Source organism: Xanthomonas sp. NCPPB 3442 (assembly GCF_056725145.1).
Genome location: NZ_CM161514.1, coordinates 839,971 through 856,958, shown reverse-complemented (window position 1 = coordinate 856,958; position 16,988 = coordinate 839,971). Strand labels below are relative to the sequence as shown.

The following is a 16,988-nucleotide window of genomic DNA, read 5'->3' as shown; positions in this document are numbered from 1 at the left end:
CGGTCATCGGAACGCTGTGGCACTCACGCGCATACGTAGGTTCCACGCGCGCTGTCCGCATCCATCCGGGACTGCCCGCGATGTCTTGCAGTCGCACTTACATGCCGCGGAACAGGCTCATGAACGGCTGGCTGACGGTCAGCGTTTCGCTGCGGCCGCGCAGCGCCAGCCGGCCCTTGCCGGTGTCCTCGCGCACCACCGAGGCAACCGCCTTCATGTTGACGATGGTCGAGCGGTGGATCTGTTTGAACACCTGCGGGTCCAGCACATCCAGCAGTTCGCGCAATGGCGTGCGCAACACCGCGTCGCCGGCCGCAGTCATCACCGTGGTGTACTTCTGATCGGCCTGGAAATACGCCACCTCGTCCAGCGCGATCAAGCGCGTCTCGCGCCCGCTGCTGGCGGTCAGCCAGGCGAGCGGCGGCGTGTGGCTGGCAGCGGCCGGGCGCGCGGACAGACGCTGCAGCAAAGCCTCCAGCAGCGCGCCATCCGGCTGGCCGGCAGTAGCGCGTTGTTGCACGCGCTGCCAGGTGGCCTGCAGCCGCTCGCGGCCGATGGGCTTGAGCAGGTAATCCACTGCGCCGTGTTCGAACGCATCGATGGCGTACTGGTCGTAGGCGGTGACGAACACCACCTGGCTGCGCGGGCTGACCTCGCGCATCGCACGCGCCACCTCGATGCCGGTGAGGCCGGGCATGCGGATATCCAGAAACACCACCTCCGGCTGCTGCGCGGCGATGGTCTCCAGCGCGCTGGCACCGTCCTCGCAGTCGCCCACGATCTGCAACTGCGGGCACACCTCGGCCAGCAGCGTCAGCAACGACTGCCGCAGCAAGGCCTCGTCTTCGGCCACCACGGCGCGCAGCGCGCTCATGCCCGCACCTGTGCGGCGTGTGCGGCCTGCGCGCCCGCAACGGGCAACGGCGGCGGTGGCGCGGCACCCAACTGCGTCGGCAGCGGCAGGCTCAAGGTGGCCGCCACCCCGCTGGGGAAGTTGGACACGATGGCAAAGCTCGCCTTGTCGGCATAAATCAGCTTCAGCCGCTCGCGCAGGTTCTTCAAGCCGATGCCGGTGCCGTGGCTGTGCGTGTTGAAGCCCTGGCCGTCGTCGGCCACGGTAAGCGTGACATGGTCATCGTGGCGACGCGCCAGGATCCACACGGTGCCGCCACCGGGCTTGGCTTCCAGCCCGTGCTTGATGGCGTTTTCCACCAAGGTCTGCAACATCATCGACGGTAGCGGCAACGCACGCAGTTCGTAGGGCACTTCCACCTGCAGTGCCAGCCGCGTGCCCATGCGGATGCGCAGGATCTCCAGATACGCCTGGGTGCGTTCGAGTTCCTCGCCCAGGGTGGCGATGGCACCGTCGGCGCTGGGCAGCGAGCTGCGCAGGTACTGGATCAGATGGCCGATCATGATCTCGGCGCGCGGCGGGTCGGTGCGCGCCAGCACCTGCGCGCTGGCCAGCGTGTTGTAAAGAAAGTGGGGCTCGACCTGGGCGTGCAGCAGATTCAGGCGCGCCACGGCCAGTTCCTTTTCCATGACCGATTGCTCGGCGGCGGCCTGTTCGTCACGACGTTGCTCACCGACCCGGCGCACCACCGCGCGATTGATCGCCTCGGCGTTTTCGTAGTTGCTGCCTTCGTCCACCGCGAACAGATCCACCCAGGCGCCAGCGTCGGGCTCGCACAACACGGTGACGCTGCTGGTGCCCTGCCCCGGCGCAATCGTCGCCAGGATCTGGTTGTGGGTGATGGCAAAGCGTGCGAACAGGTTCCAGCGCGAGGGCTGGCGACCTGCGTACGGGTCGATGCGGCGCACCTTGGCGCGAATCAGCAGGCTGCCCGGCGCGCATTCGATGTCCTGCACACGCGGTAGCGCACGCACCGCCTCTTCCATCACCGCGAAGCTGGCCTGCACATCCAGCGGTACTTCGATCTGGCGGCGCTGGCGGGTGGACAAGGTGGTGTGGTCCAGCCGATCGGCGATCAGGCGCACGCGCCGCACATGGGTGACCGAACTCATCAACGCCAGCGTCAGCAAGACCATGCAGGCCAGCGCGAAGATCGGGCCGATGGAGCCGAACAACTGCGTCCACATGATCCCTGCCACCACCAACGCGGCGGCCCAGGCGAACACGATGCGCACGATCAGGAAGACACTGGCAGACACGGGTGGGCAGCTCGTTGGGATGGGACGGGAGCGAGCATAGCCGGCGCGCGCCACTGCGAAAGCCCCGGGCGACGAATGGCCGCCAGCGTGGCATCAAACGCCAGGATTGCGGTGCGAAACCCTGGTGCCGGGCCATGGCCGCGGCAGATGCGCGCGCTATGCTGGATGCACGCTTGCGCTGCGCATGCCGCGCTCGGTTGCTGCCACGCGGCAGACAGCATCTGAAGATGGCCTCGGCATGCCTCCGCGCAGGCGTGGCGAGCCGCATCATGGCGACCCCATCACCCACCACACCTTGTAAGGGAGTTGCATGCACCGTCGTCATTTTCTACGCAGCGCCGGTGTTGCGCTGGCGGCCGCCTCCACCGCGAGCTGGGCAGCAACGAACAAGGCGCTCGCCGTCCCGCCCGCCACCCAGCCGGTCACGCTGCCGGGTGGTCTGCCTGCGCCGTTCGCAGCTGCCCCGCCATTGGCACCGATGCGCGCCTCGGTTGATCGCATCATCGCCATCAACGGGTGCACGCGTCCGTTCCGCGCGCAGGGGCCGCGGATCGAAGCTGAGCGCATCGGCCGCAAGACGGTGGTGCACAACTATGGGCATGGCGGCAGCGGGTGGTCGCTCTCGTGGGGTGCCGCCGAACAGGCATTACGGTTGGTGCGTGCCGCCGACCCGGCCGCGCGCACGCTGGCGGTGATCGGCTGCGGCGCGATCGGCTTGACCACTGCCCTGGTGGCGCAACGCGCCGGCCTGCGTGTGCGCATCTACGCGCGCGAGCGCCTGCCGGATGTGCGCTCGTTCTATGCCACCGGCGTGTGGTCGCCGGATTCGCGCGTGTGCACCAGCGAACACGCCACTGCCGACTTCAAGAGGCGCTGGGAAGAAATGGCGCGCACGTCGTTTCGCCGCTACCAGACCTTGCTGGGCCTGCCCGGCGAGCCGATTGAATGGCGCGATGGCTACGTGCTCTCGGACGTGCCCTTCGATCAACCTGTCGCCTCTGCCGAAGCGCATGAGCCGGACTATCCGCCGCTGGAGCGCGAGCTGCTCGATGATCTGGGCCCGCGCTCGCAGCCGGTGGCGCCCGGTGATCATCCATTTCCGGTGGCGTTCGTGCGCCGCTACAGCCAGCTCACCTTCAACCTCAGCGCGTATGCGCGCTTGTTGATGGATGACTTCCTGCAGGCAGGCGGCGAGCTCTACACGCGCGAGTTCGAGCATCCGCGCCAATTCGGCGATCTGCGCGAGAAGATCCTGATCAACGCCACCGGTTACGGGGCGCGCGCCTTGCTGGGCGACGACAGCGTGATTCCAGTGCGCGGGCAGACCGCGCGCCTGATCCCGCAGCCGGAAGTCACCTATGGCCTGGTCTGGCGAGGCCACAATCTCAACGTCGTGCCGCGACGCGACGGGTTGTTGGTGCAGGCGCAAGGCGCACACGACTTCAATAATGCAGACGCCATGCCCGACCGCGCCGCAACGGAAGCGGCGGTGCGCGAACTGGCGCGGCTGTTTGCCACACGCTGAGCGACGCGAGCGCGGTGGTGGCCTGCGTGCATTGCAGAGCGCATCGGTGCTGGCAATGACATGCAAAGGCCTCTACCGGACGCCAGCATTGCAGGTGGTCGTGCCGAACCAGCCATTGCACTTGTTCTGGTCGTTGGAAGGTCGAGCCACGCCAAGCGCAGCGTCGACAACCATCAAGCACGCCTCAGGTCGGCGTGGACGGCGCAGGTGAACCGCGGAGGATGTGCGACCGCACGGTCATCAGCCGCGCCCGCCAGGCGGTGCACGCAGTTGTTCCATTCGCGCTTCACACGCCGCCCGGCACCGCCACGCTAACGGTCTTCAAGCGAAGCCTGCAATGCACTGGCCAGCGCAGCGTCGCCGCTGACCAGTTCTTCCCAGCGCAAGGTCACGCCTTTGCGCCTGCCTTTTTCGACCAATTTCAAACCTTGCGGATCGATGATCAAGGTATATGCCTGATCGCCGATCTGCAGTTCGCGACGTAAGGGTTTGTCCAGCGGCGTCATCGCACGGTCTCGCAAAAAGTTCGATCGTCGTTGTACCGCATCGACGTGGATCGATGCTGGAGTGCAGCGATGCGCAAAGCCTAGCCGCATCGGCGCCGAGGTGATGGCTGTAGTAGGTGCGCCATTGCACCCCTTCGTTGCAGGCGCAGCGAGCGCGGCCTGCATCACAGCACAGCTCGCCATCGCATCGGGATCACCGTTTCCACCAATCCCGCTAACACTCGCAGGGCTAGCGTAGCGACCACGCGGTACTGCCTGGAGATCGACGCGATGACCACGGTGTACTTCGAAGAACGTCAGGTGCAGTGCGCACGACCCTGCGCTGCAGGCGAGTGACACGCACCACGACGATTTCGGAGTTGTCGCACGTGCTGCATCGGCACGCTTGTTCGCAGGCGTGCAACGCGAGCTCATCAAGGCATCGCCACCAACATGGCCAACCGCAGCAACCCATCCTCTGACCAACCCCAAGGAGCCACACATGGCGATCAAGACTGTCGAAGAACTTTTCATCCACGAACTGTCGGACATCTACAGCGCCGAGAAGCAGCTGACCAAGTCGCTGCCGCGTCTTGCGCGCGCGGCCACCGAGCCGAAACTCAAGCAGGCCTTTGAAACCCACCTGGAAGAGACCCAGGGCCAGATCGAACGCATCGATCAGGTCGTGGAGACACTGGGCATCAAGCTCAAGCGCATCAAGTGCGCTGCGATGGAAGGCCTGGTCGAAGAAAGCCGCGAGGTCATCGACGAAATCGAGGCCGGCCCGGTGCGCGACGCTGCACTGATCGGCGGCGCGCAGAAGGTGGAGCATTACGAAATCGCCTCGTACGGCACCATTGCCGCCATGGCCAAGCAACTCGGTTATGCCGATGTATTGCCGCTGCTGCTGGCCACGCTGGAAGAAGAAAAGGCCACCGACGAAAAGCTGACCCTGCTCGCCGAACAAGGCGGCAACCAGAAGGCATCCAAGGCCAGCAAGGCCGCCTGAGTCACCGCGCAGGACGGTCGCCGCCGTCCTGCGTCGCTTGCATCCCTGCGGGCATCCCCCCGAAGCCAAAGCCCCACGTTTCTGCCCGCTCGCTGAGTGGTCGTAGTTGCCGGGCGTCAGCCATGGAGCACCACCCATGTTCATGCACAACAAGCGTTTGATGTACACCGTCCGCGTCGCCCAGCCCAATCCCGATCTGGCCACGCTGATGTTGGAACAGTTCGGCGGACCGCAGGGCGAACTCGCCGCTGCAATGCGCTATTTCACCCAGGCACTGGGCGAAGACGATCCGGGCCGCAAGGACCTGCTGTTCGACATCGCCACCGAAGAGATCAGCCACCTGGAGATCATCGGCTCGATCATCGCCATGCTCAACAAGGGGCCCAAGGCGGTGCTCTCCGAGGGCATGGAAGAGGCCATGGACATGCGCAACATGACCCAGAACAGCACCAGCCATACCCAACAGATTCTGTATGGCGGTGGCCCGGCCCTGGTCAATTCCAGCGGCGTGCCGTGGACGGCGGCGTATGTCGACAGCATCGGTTGCCCCACGGCCGACATGCGCTCCAATATCGCGGCCGAAGCGCGTGCCAAGCTGGTGTATGAGCGCCTGATCAACGTCACCGACGATCCGGGGATCGTGGATGCGCTGCGTTTCCTGATGACGCGCGAAGTGGCGCATCAGAAGTCGTTCGAAAAGGCCTTGTACTCGATCGAGCCGAATTTCCCGCCGGGTAAGCTGCCGGGCGATCCGCGCTTCACCGACAAGTACTACAACACCTCCCAGGGCGAGGGCGACATGATCGGTCCGTGGAATGCCGGCGAGCAGTGGGAAGTGGTGGCCGACCGCGAGGCGCAGGCCGCCGTGGATGGTGGCGACGGCTCTGCCACGGTCGCGCTGGATGCCACGCAAACCGCGGCCCTGGATGCCATGTCCCAGCGGCTGCTCTCCAACCCCGAGCTGGACCGCGTGACCGGCGCAGACCTGGGTGCGGGCCCGGGCGCCGGTTCCACCACCGGCGATATCCAGCGTTAGACCTGATGGGTGCAGTTGCACCCATCACCAGCCCGGAGCCAGCGCGCTCCGGGCTTTTTCATTGCACTGCACAGGAGTTGCCATGAACGAAAAATCCACGCTCGACACACACGACGAACGCCAATCGGCCTATCGCGGAAACGGTACCGACGCATCGCTGGATGGCCAGGGCCGCAACGATCCATCGGCGGTCCAGACCCGCGATGCACTGCCGCCGCGTGGCGGCGCGCCGGACGCGTTGCATCAACGCGGTCATGGCCGCGGCGGCACCTTGGGCGAAGGCGAACCCGACGGCCACCCGGAACGCGACGGCAGCACGCAACCCAACTTCGGCCAGAGCGGCACTTACGGCAAGCAGCAACACATCGACGCGCAGCAACGCGCACTGGACGACAACGCCGAGGAAGCAGAAGACAACTGATCGGTTGCGAGCCTGCGGTCGGTGGGTCGACCTGTGCGCGGCGCGATCGTTGGCAAGCAGCGATCAGGATCGACCCACACGACCGAAACGATGAAGGGGCCCACTGGGCCCCTTCTTTGTTGGCTGCATGGCGCACGCGCTCAGACGCGCGCAATCGGTGCCGAGGCCCCTTCGCTCGCCCACTCCGGGCGTACGCCTGCCGCAGCGGCGCAGCGTTCCAGCCGCCAGGGCGTGAGATGGCGCATGGCTTCGGCGCCGCCCATGTGCAGCCACTTGCTCAGGTCCGTGTCGATACACAGCGGCCGGTAGGTGGGCATGCTCGCCGACGAGGCGACGAGCAACGAGAATCCCATCTGCAGGCGTCCGCCGATGTCCATCACGTTGCGCAATCCGGCGGCGTACACCGCGCTGCCATCCTGGCTCAACCAGGTCGCGGCGGTGGTGCCGTCGGCCGATGCAGTGCAGACGAAACCGCATAGCGCAATGGCGCAGCGTTGGGTTTCCCAGATGGCCAGATCAACGCCGCCCAATCCGCCGGGCTCCTGCAAATGGATCGAACGCTGCTGCCCCGGTGCGCGGCGGCCGAAGGTCGCGCGCTCCTCGCGTTTGCCGCCACGGTCGGCGACCAGAATGTCGGCATCGGCGCCCACGCCGACCTCGACCCAGGCATTGCTCGCCACGCGGGCGGACAACTGAAGAATGCGCGTAATCATGACTACTCCACTGTGTGCATCTCGATGACCTCAGTGGTTACGCACAATGCGCGCCAACTTTTTGACTTCGGCAAAGCTCGGTGCTGCAAGAGTTTCAAGTAACTTCAGTTGCACTACACGCACAGCGGAAGCCGAATAGGCCGCAGGATCTGCATCATCGCGCAGTATTTTCCGTGGGCTGTGCGTGTACACGCAGCGCTACATTGCTAGATGTAGATGCACGTGCAGCAGAGTCTGCTATCAAAGGCACGCTCAATGCATAGGCGTCTTGTGTGCAGCACAGCGCTCTTTCACTAGCCGTCTCGATGGTCGCGCAAGTCTCATCGTTGCGAGGGCGCGTGCGTGCCCGGCACTCAGACCTGCGCATCGCGGCGTGGGCGGGCGGTGCATGTGCATACGTTGCTCACCCAGCGGCCACGTCCATGCAGGCCCGAGGTCTACGGTCCACTCACCCGTTCACAGGATTGAGCGGCAACTGGATTTCGCATTCCAGGCGCGTATCGCTGAGCTCGTAGCGCGTCTGCGCGCCATGGCTGTACGGCAAGGCCTTTTCGATCAGGCGGCGACCGAAGCCGCTGACTTCATCACGGTCGCCGCGCAGCTGATTGTTGGCGCCTTCTTCGATCCACAACAGCTTGAGGCGCGCAGGTATTTCGCTGTCAGACACGACCTCCCAGCGGATCGACAAGGTGCCGGTGTCCACCGCCAGTGCGCCATGCTTGACCGCGTTGGTGGCCAATTCGTGCAATGCCAATGCAAGCGTCTGCACGGTGGATTTACGCAGCGCCACGTTCTGACCTTCCAGCACGATGCGTTTTTGATCCGGCTCTGCCCCCAACGCATCCAGCTCCATACGCAACAACGCGCCGATGGTGGTGGGCATATTGTCCGATTGCGACAGCAGCCCCTGCACGCGCGACAATGCGGCCAGCCGATCCTCGAACTTGGCCGCAAACTCGGGCATGCTTTGGGTGGTCTGTACAGTCTGCTTGGCTACAGACTGCACCACCGTGATCAGATTGCGCGTGCGGTGCTGCAACTCGGCCACCAGTACACGCTGTTCTTCCTGCAGCCGGCGCAGGTTGTCCGATTCGGTGGAGGTACCCAGCCATTCCAGCACCTGGCCGCGTTCGTCGCGTACCGGAGCGCTGCGCGTTTGAAACCAGCGATAACCCTGCTCATCCGCGTTGAAAAGGCGGTGTTCGATATCCAGCCCGCCACTGGACGCACTCCCCAGCCAGGCGTTCATGGTCAGCTCGCGATCGTCCGGGTGCACCGCCTGCAACCAGCCCAGGTCAAGGCTCTCAGCATCGCTCTGGCCGGTGTAGCTGGACCATTGCGGGCTGGACCAGGTCCAGCGGCCGCCATCGAGCGAGCGCCACACCAGCTGCGGGATGCCTTCCATCAAGGTGCGCAGGCGTTGCTCGCTGCTGCGTAGCGCACGCTCGGCGCGCGTGAGCGGGGTGACGTCCATGAAGGTCAGCACCGCACCACCGATGAAATTGTCCACGGTGCGATACGGCAGCACGCGCACCATGTAGCGCGCATGCGTGGTGGGGTTTTCGACCTCGCGATCGAGCACCGCCAGGGTGCGGATCACCCGGCGCGCATCGTCTTGCAGTTCGTCGTAATCCACATGCAGCTTGATGTGGCTGATCGGGCGATGGATATCGCTTTCCACCAGCGGCAGGATGTCGGTGACGGCCGGCGTGAAGTTGGTGACGCGCAATTCGTTGTCCAAAAACACGGTAGCGATCTGGGTGCTTTCCAGCAGGTTCTTCAGATCGCTGTTGGCATGCGCCAGCTCCTGCACGCGATGGGCCAGCTCACCGTTGACGGTGGTCACTTCCTCGTTCACCGATTGCAGCTCTTCCTTGGAGGTTTCCAGCTCCTCGTTGGCGCTCTGCAGTTCTTCGTTGAGCGACTGATATTCCTCGTTGGAAGACTTGAGCTCCTCGTTGGTGCTTTCCAGCTCTTCGATCATCGATTGCAGGCGCTCGCGGGTGATGCGCAGCTCGTTCTCCAGCACTTGCACATGCCCATCGTCGTGCACGCTGTCGTGTGGGGCGGGCAGCTCCACCGGTTCGCGCGCTTCCACTTCCTGGAACAGCACCACGTAGCCGCGCGGCACCTCCGAGTCGGCGGTCGGCTCGACGAACAGGTTCACCGCCCAGGTCGCCGCATCTTCGTGCACCTGGATGCCCTTGACGTGCACCGGTGAGCGGTCGCGTTCGGCGCGGCTGAGCGCGCTGCGCAAGTCCAGGCGCAAATCGCGATGAATCAGGTTGAGCAGGTTGAGGCTGGGGGTGCCGCCGCCAGGACGGATGAAGCGCCCCGCCTGCGACGAGAAATGCAGCACCTCGAACTGCTCGTCCAGCACCGCATACGCCGGCGCATAACGGTCGGCGATGCGCTCGCCGGCGCGCACCAACGCATTGCTGGACGTGCGCTGCCGCTGCGGTGGTGCAGGCACCCTGGCGGCCGCAGCCGGCTGCATGGTCGGGAATGTTGCATGCACGTTGCTCTGCGCATCGATGCGCTGAAACACCCGAAAGCTGCGCTCGACCGGCGTAAACAACTGCGCGTGCCGCGAGACGTTTTCGGCATTGCCCAGGAACAGGTAGCCGCCCGGACGGATGGCGAAATGAAAGATCGGGATCACCCGATTCTGCAATTCGGCATCCAGATAGATCAGCAGATTGCGGCACGACACCATATCCAGCCGCGAAAACGGCGGGTCCTTGACGATGCTGTGCTGGGAGAACACGCACAGCTCGCGCAGCTCCTTGCTCACCACATAGGTGTCGCCTTCCTTGACGAACCAGCGCCGCAGCCGTTCGGGTGCAACTTCACCGACGATGCTGGAGGCATAGCGCCCCACCCGTGCAGTGGCCAGTGCGCGCCCGTCGATATCGCTGGCGAAGATCTGGATGCGTGGCGCGGTGTCCAGGGTTTCGGCGTGTTCGCGCAGCAGCATCGCCAGCGAATAGGCCTCTTCGCCCGTGGAGCAGCCCAGCACCCAGATGCGCAGGCTGTCGCCGGTGTGCTTGCCCTGGAACAACCGCGGAATCACCTGCTGCTCGAGGAATTCGAACTCGCGGCGGTCGCGAAAGAACTTGGTCACGCCGATCAGCAGGTCGTTGAACAGCTGCAACGGTTCGTCGAAACGATTGCGCAACACCTCCAGATACTGCTCCAGCGTTTCCACCTGCGCGACCTGCATGCGCCGCTGCACGCGGCGCAGGAAGGTGGCGCGTTTGTAGCCATGAAAATCGTGGCCGGTGGTATTGCGCAGGATGGCGGCGACCTGGCTGAGCTTGTCGCTCTCGCTGCCATTGCGCACGCCGGTCGGCACCGGATGACCGTAGCCGTGATGGCGTTGCATGTGCGCCGCGATACGCGCGGCGATCTGTGGCAGGGGCAGGATGTCGTCGGTGATGGCGGCCGGGTTGCTGGCGCTGCGCAGGTCCAGCCCATGCAGTGCGGCATCGTCCACGGCCAGCGCCAGACCGCCGCACTCACGGATCGCCGCGGTCCCCAGCGTGCCGTCGCCGTCGAAGCGCCCCATGATCAGGCCGATCACATTGCCGTCCTGATCGTGCGCCATCGAGACGAAGAAGCTGTCGATCAACCCGTGGTCGCTCTCGCCACCGGGCAAGGCGCGCAGACGGATGCGCCCTTCCTCCAGCGTGACGACCGTATCGGCCGGCGGCAGATAGAAGCGCCCCGGTTGCAGCCGGTCGCCATCGCTGGGTACCGACAGCAGGGTGGCCTGACTGCCAAGCAGTTCGCGCAGGCGTGCCTCATCCAATAATTGGCGGTCGCGCAACAACAGCATGATGGCCAGATTCGACGCGCCAGCAATCGCATCGAGCAATTCTGCCAGGCGATCGGCGTCCATACCGGCGGCGCCCACGCCAAGCACGAACAAGGGCGTCTGCGTGTTCGCATCCGTAGCGATGTCGTTGTTGGAAGTTTCGTCGTCGGTCATGGCGGCACTATCGTTGCAACGCTGGATCCAAGCGCAATCGGCCATGATCGCGTAAAGCGCGGCGGACTACCATGCAGCACATGCGTCATCGCGTGCGCACATTGCAGAGACCGGTCCTGGAAGCGTCTGCTTGCGCGCGGCGTTAACCTGCAGTGCGAGCACCATGCGCACGCGTGTTGTCCGAAACGCCACTGCTTTGGAGCCTGTCATGCACGACACTGCACTTGCCGGCCGCCGCATTCTTGTTGTCGAGGACGATTACTTGCTGGCCGAATCGCTCAACGACTTGTTGGTGGAAGCTGGCATCAACGTGGTGGGGCCGGTCGGCAGTGTGCCTGACGCGCTTTCGCTGGTAGCGTCAGGTCAGGCCATCGATGGTGCCTTGCTGGATGTCAACGTGCGCGGCCAGGCGGTGTTTCCGGTCGCCGATGCATTGATGGAGCGCGGCGTGCCGTTCTCCTTCTGCTCCGGCTACGACCGCTATACGCTGCCGCAGCGCTTTGCGCATCTGTCGTACTGCATGAAGCCCTACAACCCGCGCACGATCACCAGCTTGCTCAGCCACCAGACCGAGCTGGCCGATCACTGATCGGTGCAGGCGGGCTGGGCGCTCTCGCCCGGTTCCACGCCGGGCTGCTGCAAGGCGCGCTCCTGCTCGCCAAGCTGGTTGAGCAGTTCAACGGCGGACTGATGCGCCGTGCGCAGCGTCTCCAGCGGCTTGGACGTTTCGTTGCGCAACGCATACAACGCAAAACCCATCACGTTGAGCCGGTTGCGCAACTGGTGCAGCAGCTCACGCCGCTGCCCACGCGGTGCCTCGCTCACTCCGCACCCTTGTCGCTGAGACGGTTGTGCAAGGTGCGCACGCTGATGCCCAGTTCGCGTGCGGCGGCCTTCTTGTTGAAGCGGGTGCGCGCCAGTGCCGATTCGATCATCGCGTCTTCGGCCTGACGCATGGTCCAGCCGGCAGGAATCAGCAAGCCGTCCTGGTCGGCCTGCGGCACGGTCTGCTCCACATCCGGGGCGCTCAACAGATCGCCATCGGAGCGCAGATACAGGTAGTGGATGAACGAGCGCAGTTCGCGCACGTTGCCTGGCCAGGCATGGTATGCCAGGTAGCGCAGCAACGACTTGGTCGGCAACTTGCGCTTGCCATACTTGACGTTGAGCTCGTCGATCACGCGTAAGCCAAGCAGGCGCGCATCGCCGCGGCGCTCGCGCAGCGGCGGCACCTGGATCGGGTATTCATTGAGACGGTAGAACAGGTCTTCACGCAGCACCGCCTGCTCGCGCTGCACGTGCTGGTGGGTGGCTGCCACCACGCGCGCATCCAGTGCGATTTCCTCGTTGCCGCCCACGCGCATGAAGCTGCGCGATTCGATCACCCGCAGCAGATACACCTGCAGCCGCTTGGGCATCTCGCCGATTTCATCCAGGAACAGCGTGCCGCCTGCGGCCTGCTCCAGGAATCCGGCATGCCGACGGTCGGCGCCGGTGAAGCTGCCGCGCTCGTGGCCGAACAACTGGCTGGCCAGCAACTCTTCCGGAATGGCACCGCAGTTGACCGGCACGAAACGGCCGCGGCGACCGGACACACGGTGGATGGCGCGCGCCACCAGATCCTTGCCGGTACCGGTTTCGCCGGTCACCAGTACATTCAGATCGGTCGGCGCCACGCGCACGATGTCCTTGCGCAGCATGACGATGCTGTCGCTGTTGCCAACGATGCCCAGGTTGCCCTGCTGCGCTTCGCGCAGTCCCCCGAGCACCCGCTCCAGGCGTTCGGGCGCGAACGGCTTGGTCAGGAATTCGCTGACCCCGAACTGCTGCGCCCGACCCTGGGTTTCGCGCGCGTAATCGCCCGAGACCACGACGATCTGCGGGGTGTGGTCCGGGTCGAGCCGCTCGATCAGGTCGAAACCGCTGCCGTCCGGCAGGCCAACATCCACCACCAACAGGTCGGGAAAGTTGCTGTCCAGCCAGCGGCTGGCTTCGCCAAGGGTGTGGATGCCCTTGGCACGGAAGCCGCTATCGGTGGCGAGTTCAACCACCTGATCGCAAAACTCCACGTCGTCGTCGATGATGGCGCAGGAAAGACGGTCCATGAGCGCTTCTGTCCGCAATGACTGATACATGTTCAGTTGAGAATTGTGACGGCCGCGCGAAATGCGCTGACACACCACATCGGAAATTGCCTGCTGCTGTCACGTTCTGTGGTGCGGCGCTCTTCCCCCAGTCGAGCCCGCCCTGACGGCTGTGGGCGAAGTACGCATGGAAGCGCTCGATTGCGCCAGTGCCAAGCGTCACGCTCTGGGTCGGTCGCCGCTTCGAGAATGCCGAAACGCCAAGGAGTGCAAGGTTTGCCGCGGCAGCCGCCGGTCCACCGACGGGTGCGGTCTTGATCGAGCGCTGGCTGAGCTCGCTTGCGTGCCTGCATCGGAGTCAGGATATCAGCCGGGGCTGACGTAAGCCGACGCCACCATGGCGCCGCATGAACCCGTCAGGAAACTGCATCGGTCCACTGGGTTACCCACAGCCTACGCACCGCTCGTGGAGAGGGCGTGCACAACGCACTCACGCGTTCCTTCCACGGTGCGGCGAACACTCGCTCGATCCAGCGAGCGAGGTGTCCCATGCACGCAGTCTCGGCGCCCGTGCAGGCCGATGTGCAAACCGAATTGGAGTACTGGCGTGGCGAGCACCGCCGGGGCCAGCTTGGCTATCACGCCTTCGACGGCATTCCCGAAGGCACGATCCGGGCGGTCTGCGCGGCATACAACGCACGCCCCGACCTGACCGATGCAGAAGCGGTCAAGGCCGTGCGCGATGCGCTGTGCCTGACTCCCGGCTCGATGAATGCCGTGCTCGCCGATTGGCTGGCGCCGCGTTGCCTGCGCCACCTCCGCCAGGCGTGATGCAGCTACAGGTTGGGCCCGCTTGATTAGTGCGGTGCACGCCTGCCGTGCTCGGAAGGGGCTCTTCGGGCCTGCAAGGTATCGCACGGTGCGTCAGTTCACTCTTTTTCGCGCGTGATGGGCGCAGGCTTGTCATTGGCACCACGCGTCTGCACGCGGTGGCGGCATGCGTGCCCAGGTGCCCGTTGTTCGCGCACGCTGCAGGTGCCAGCTGCGCTTGCCCGGCCTGCGCCGCATGCCGCGGCCGTGGTGTCGGCGCCGCCGCATACCGCCAGGCATAGGAGAAACCTGTGGAAGCGCTGCTGCTGTCCCGTATCCAGTTCGCCTTCGTCATTTCGTTCCATGTGCTGTTTCCGGCCTTCACCATCGGCCTGGCGAACCTGCTCGGGTTTCTGGAATGGCGTTGGCTGCGCACGCACGACGAGGCCTGGAAGCGGCTGTACTTCTTCTGGTTGCGGATCTTTGCGGTGTCTTTCGGCATGGGCGTGGTCAGCGGCATCGTCATGGCCTTCCAGTTCGGCGCCAACTGGCCCGAGCTGAGCCGCATTGCCGGCAGCGTGATCGGCCCGCTGCTGAGCTATGAAGTGCTCACTGCCTTCTTCCTGGAAGCCAGCTTCCTGGGGGTAATGCTGTTCGGCTGGGGCCGGGTCTCCGAACGCCTGCACTTTTTCGCCACCTGCATGGTGGCGATCGGCACGCTGGTGTCCACGTTCTGGATCTTGTCGTCCAACAGCTGGCTGCACACCCCGCGTGGCTACGCGATGGTCAACGGCATCGTGCAGCCGGTCAGCTGGCTGCAGATCATCTTCAACCCGTCGTTTCCGTATCGCCTGGTCCATGTGGCGCTGGGTTCGTTCATCACCACCTGCTTTGTGGTTGGCGGCGTCGGCGCTTACTACCTGCGCAAAGGGCTGCATGTGGATGCCGGCGCCCGCATGTTGCGCTTGTCGGTGGCATTTGCCGCCATCGTGTTGCCCATCCAGGTCCTGGTAGGCGACCAGCACGGGCTCAACACATTGGAGCATCAACCGCTCAAGGTCGCCGCGATGGAGGCGCACTGGCACAGCGAAAGCGATGGCGCCGGCGTGCCGTTGGTGGTGTTTGCGCTGCCCAACGCACAGGCCGAGCGCAACGACTATGAGGTGGCCATCCCGCGCCTGGGCAGCCTGATCCTGACCCACAGTGCAGACGGCGACATTACGCCGCTGACGTCGGTGCCGCGCGATCAACGCCCGCCGGTGGCTCCGGTGTTCTTTGCCTTCCGCATCATGGTGGGCCTGGGGATGGCGATGCTGTTGCTGGCGTGGATCTCGGCCATTGCCTGGTGGCGTGGACGCCTGCATGCCAGGCCGCTGATCCTGGCCTGGAACCTCATGCTGCCGGCTGGATTCATGGCGCTGGTGGCTGGCTGGTTCGTCACCGAGATCGGGCGCCAGCCGTGGGTGGTGTACGGGCTGTTGCGTACTGCCGATGCGGTGGGCCCGCAATCGACTGCGACAGTGGCGGTCTCGCTGCTGGTGTATCTGCTGGGCTATGCGTTCGTATTCGGCTTCGGAATCTTTTATCTGACCAAGCTGGTCCGTGCCGGGCCGCAACCCAGCCGCGACGGGCCGGATGTGGCCGGCGGCGAACACACGCCGGCACGCCCGCTGTCCGCGGCAGATACATCACTGGAACAGGAGAACACGCCATGGAACTGAACTACTGGTTGCCGGTGGTGTGGTTTGGCGTGATCGGTTTCGGCGTGCTGATGTACGTGGTGCTGGACGGCTTCGTGCTCGGGCTGGGCATGCTGGCGCCCTTCGCGCGCGACGAACAGGAAGTGGACCTGATGATGAACACCGCCGCGCCCATCTGGGACGGCAACGAAACCTGGCTGGTGCTTGGCGGCGCCGGCCTGTTCGCTGCGTTTCCCACGGCGTATGCGGTGATCCTGTCCGGCCTATATCTGCCGGTGCTGTTGATGGTGATGGCGCTGGTGTTTCGTGGGGTGGCGTTCGAATTCCGTTTCAAGGCGCAGCGCTCGCGTCGATTGTGGACGTTATCGTTCATCGCCGGCTCGATCCTGACCGCCTTCGCGCAAGGCATCATCCTCGGCGCGCTGGTGGAAGGCATGCCATTGGACAACGGGCGCTACACCGGCGGCGTGTTCGGCTGGTTCAGCCCGTTCACCATTCTCACCGGTGCTGCGCTGGTGTTCGGCTATGCGCTGCTCGGCAGCACCTGGCTGATCCTCAAGACCGATGGGCGCACCCATACCTTGGCGCGGCAATTGACCAAGCCGCTGGTGGGCGTGGTGGTCACCTTCGTCGTGCTGGTCAGCGTGTGGCTGCCGTTCCTGAGCTCGCATGTGATGGCGCGCTGGTTCGAACATGGCAATTTCTGGTGGCTGTCGCCGATTCCGCTGATGACCGCAGCCGTAGCGCTTGCGCTCTGGCGCAACAGCGACAGCTCGCGCAGCGACGCATGGCCCTTCCTGTTGACGCTGGCGATCTTCGTGTTGGGCTTCATCGGCCTGGTGTTGGGCATGTGGCCGTATCTGGTGCCACCGAGCTACACGATCTGGCAGGCGGCCTCGCCACCCTCTTCGCAAATCTTTCCGATGGTGGGCCTGGTGGTACTGCTGCCACTGGTGCTCGGTTATACGGTGTGGTCGTACCGCGTGTTCCGCGGCAAGATCACCGCCGATGTGGGCTATCACCATCATCACTGAGCGAGAGT

At 64.7% G+C, this 16,988-nt stretch carries 15 protein-coding genes; 8 read left to right on the top strand and 7 right to left on the bottom strand.

Annotation, left to right across the window (positions count from 1 at the left end; translation table 11 throughout):
• Positions 1-97: 97 nt before the first annotated feature.
• Both AC1POX_RS03890 and AC1POX_RS03885 read right to left on the bottom strand, forming a co-directional pair.
• Entirely contained in the window at positions 98-874 is a 777-nt protein-coding gene (locus tag AC1POX_RS03890; protein ID WP_011348706.1) for a LytR/AlgR family response regulator transcription factor, read from the bottom strand.
• Positions 871-2,172 (bottom strand): sensor histidine kinase, encoded by a 1,302-nt coding sequence (locus tag AC1POX_RS03885; protein WP_008577729.1) that lies wholly within the window; start codon positions 2,170-2,172, stop codon positions 871-873. Before AC1POX_RS03885 ends, AC1POX_RS03890 begins: the two co-directional genes overlap by 4 nt.
• Positions 2,173-2,482: 310 nt before the next feature.
• Here AC1POX_RS03885 and AC1POX_RS03880 point away from each other — a divergent pair, with 310 nt between their 5' ends.
• Positions 2,483-3,697: an FAD-dependent oxidoreductase gene (locus tag AC1POX_RS03880; protein WP_184421148.1), complete on the top strand. Its 1,215-nt coding sequence runs from the start codon at positions 2,483-2,485 to the stop codon at positions 3,695-3,697.
• A 311-nt stretch (positions 3,698-4,008) separates the two neighbouring features.
• Here AC1POX_RS03880 and AC1POX_RS03875 read toward each other — a convergent pair whose 3' ends face one another.
• Entirely contained in the window at positions 4,009-4,203 is a 195-nt protein-coding gene (locus AC1POX_RS03875; protein WP_008577726.1) for a hypothetical protein, read from the bottom strand.
• Between the two features lie 481 nt (positions 4,204-4,684).
• Between AC1POX_RS03875 and AC1POX_RS03870 the strand changes: the two genes are divergently transcribed.
• The 3 genes from AC1POX_RS03870 to AC1POX_RS03860 all read left to right on the top strand — a co-directional run bounded on the left by AC1POX_RS03870 (position 4,685) and on the right by AC1POX_RS03860 (position 6,648).
• Entirely contained in the window at positions 4,685-5,191 is a 507-nt protein-coding gene (locus AC1POX_RS03870) for a YciE/YciF ferroxidase family protein (RefSeq protein WP_372356781.1), read from the top strand.
• A 136-nt stretch (positions 5,192-5,327) separates the two neighbouring features.
• A complete protein-coding gene (locus AC1POX_RS03865) occupies positions 5,328-6,227 on the top strand; it encodes a manganese catalase family protein (protein ID WP_011348711.1) in 900 nt (299 codons plus the stop codon).
• An 82-nt stretch (positions 6,228-6,309) separates the two neighbouring features.
• Entirely contained in the window at positions 6,310-6,648 is a 339-nt protein-coding gene (locus AC1POX_RS03860) for a hypothetical protein (protein ID WP_011348712.1), read from the top strand.
• 140 nt (positions 6,649-6,788) lie between these two features.
• Here AC1POX_RS03860 and AC1POX_RS03855 read toward each other — a convergent pair whose 3' ends face one another.
• Together AC1POX_RS03855 and AC1POX_RS03850 are read right to left on the bottom strand one after the other, a co-directional pair.
• Positions 6,789-7,361 (bottom strand): hypothetical protein, encoded by a 573-nt coding sequence (locus AC1POX_RS03855; RefSeq protein WP_372356780.1) that lies wholly within the window; start codon positions 7,359-7,361, stop codon positions 6,789-6,791.
• A 448-nt stretch (positions 7,362-7,809) separates the two neighbouring features.
• A complete protein-coding gene (locus AC1POX_RS03850) occupies positions 7,810-11,352 on the bottom strand; it encodes a CheR family methyltransferase (RefSeq protein ID WP_372356779.1) in 3,543 nt (1,180 codons plus the stop codon).
• A gap of 208 nt (positions 11,353-11,560) precedes the next feature.
• Here AC1POX_RS03850 and AC1POX_RS03845 point away from each other — a divergent pair, with 208 nt between their 5' ends.
• On the top strand, positions 11,561-11,941 hold the full coding sequence (locus AC1POX_RS03845; protein WP_008577717.1) for a response regulator: 381 nt from the start codon (positions 11,561-11,563) through the stop codon (positions 11,939-11,941).
• Here AC1POX_RS03845 and AC1POX_RS03840 read toward each other — a convergent pair.
• Positions 11,935-12,177: a hypothetical protein gene (locus AC1POX_RS03840; protein WP_008577714.1), complete on the bottom strand. Its 243-nt coding sequence runs from the start codon at positions 12,175-12,177 to the stop codon at positions 11,935-11,937. The genes AC1POX_RS03845 and AC1POX_RS03840 overlap by 7 nt on opposite strands.
• A complete protein-coding gene (locus AC1POX_RS03835) occupies positions 12,174-13,457 on the bottom strand; it encodes a sigma-54-dependent transcriptional regulator (protein WP_014091160.1) in 1,284 nt (427 codons plus the stop codon). Before AC1POX_RS03835 ends, AC1POX_RS03840 begins: the two co-directional genes overlap by 4 nt.
• Positions 13,458-13,985: 528 nt before the next feature.
• On the opposite strand from AC1POX_RS03835, the gene AC1POX_RS03830 reads away from it, so the two are divergent.
• From AC1POX_RS03830 to cydB, 3 genes are all read left to right on the top strand, one after another.
• On the top strand, positions 13,986-14,267 hold the full coding sequence (locus AC1POX_RS03830) for a hypothetical protein (RefSeq protein WP_008577712.1): 282 nt from the start codon (positions 13,986-13,988) through the stop codon (positions 14,265-14,267).
• A gap of 290 nt (positions 14,268-14,557) precedes the next feature.
• Positions 14,558-15,967 carry a cytochrome ubiquinol oxidase subunit I gene (locus AC1POX_RS03825; protein ID WP_372356778.1) on the top strand — a complete coding sequence of 470 codons (1,410 nt, stop codon included), beginning with the start codon at positions 14,558-14,560 and terminating at the stop codon, positions 15,965-15,967.
• Positions 15,958-16,980 (top strand): cytochrome d ubiquinol oxidase subunit II, encoded by a 1,023-nt coding sequence (cydB, locus tag AC1POX_RS03820; RefSeq protein ID WP_008577708.1) that lies wholly within the window; start codon positions 15,958-15,960, stop codon positions 16,978-16,980. The genes AC1POX_RS03825 and cydB overlap by 10 nt, the downstream gene beginning before the upstream one ends.
• The last annotated feature ends 8 nt before the right edge of the window (positions 16,981-16,988 follow it).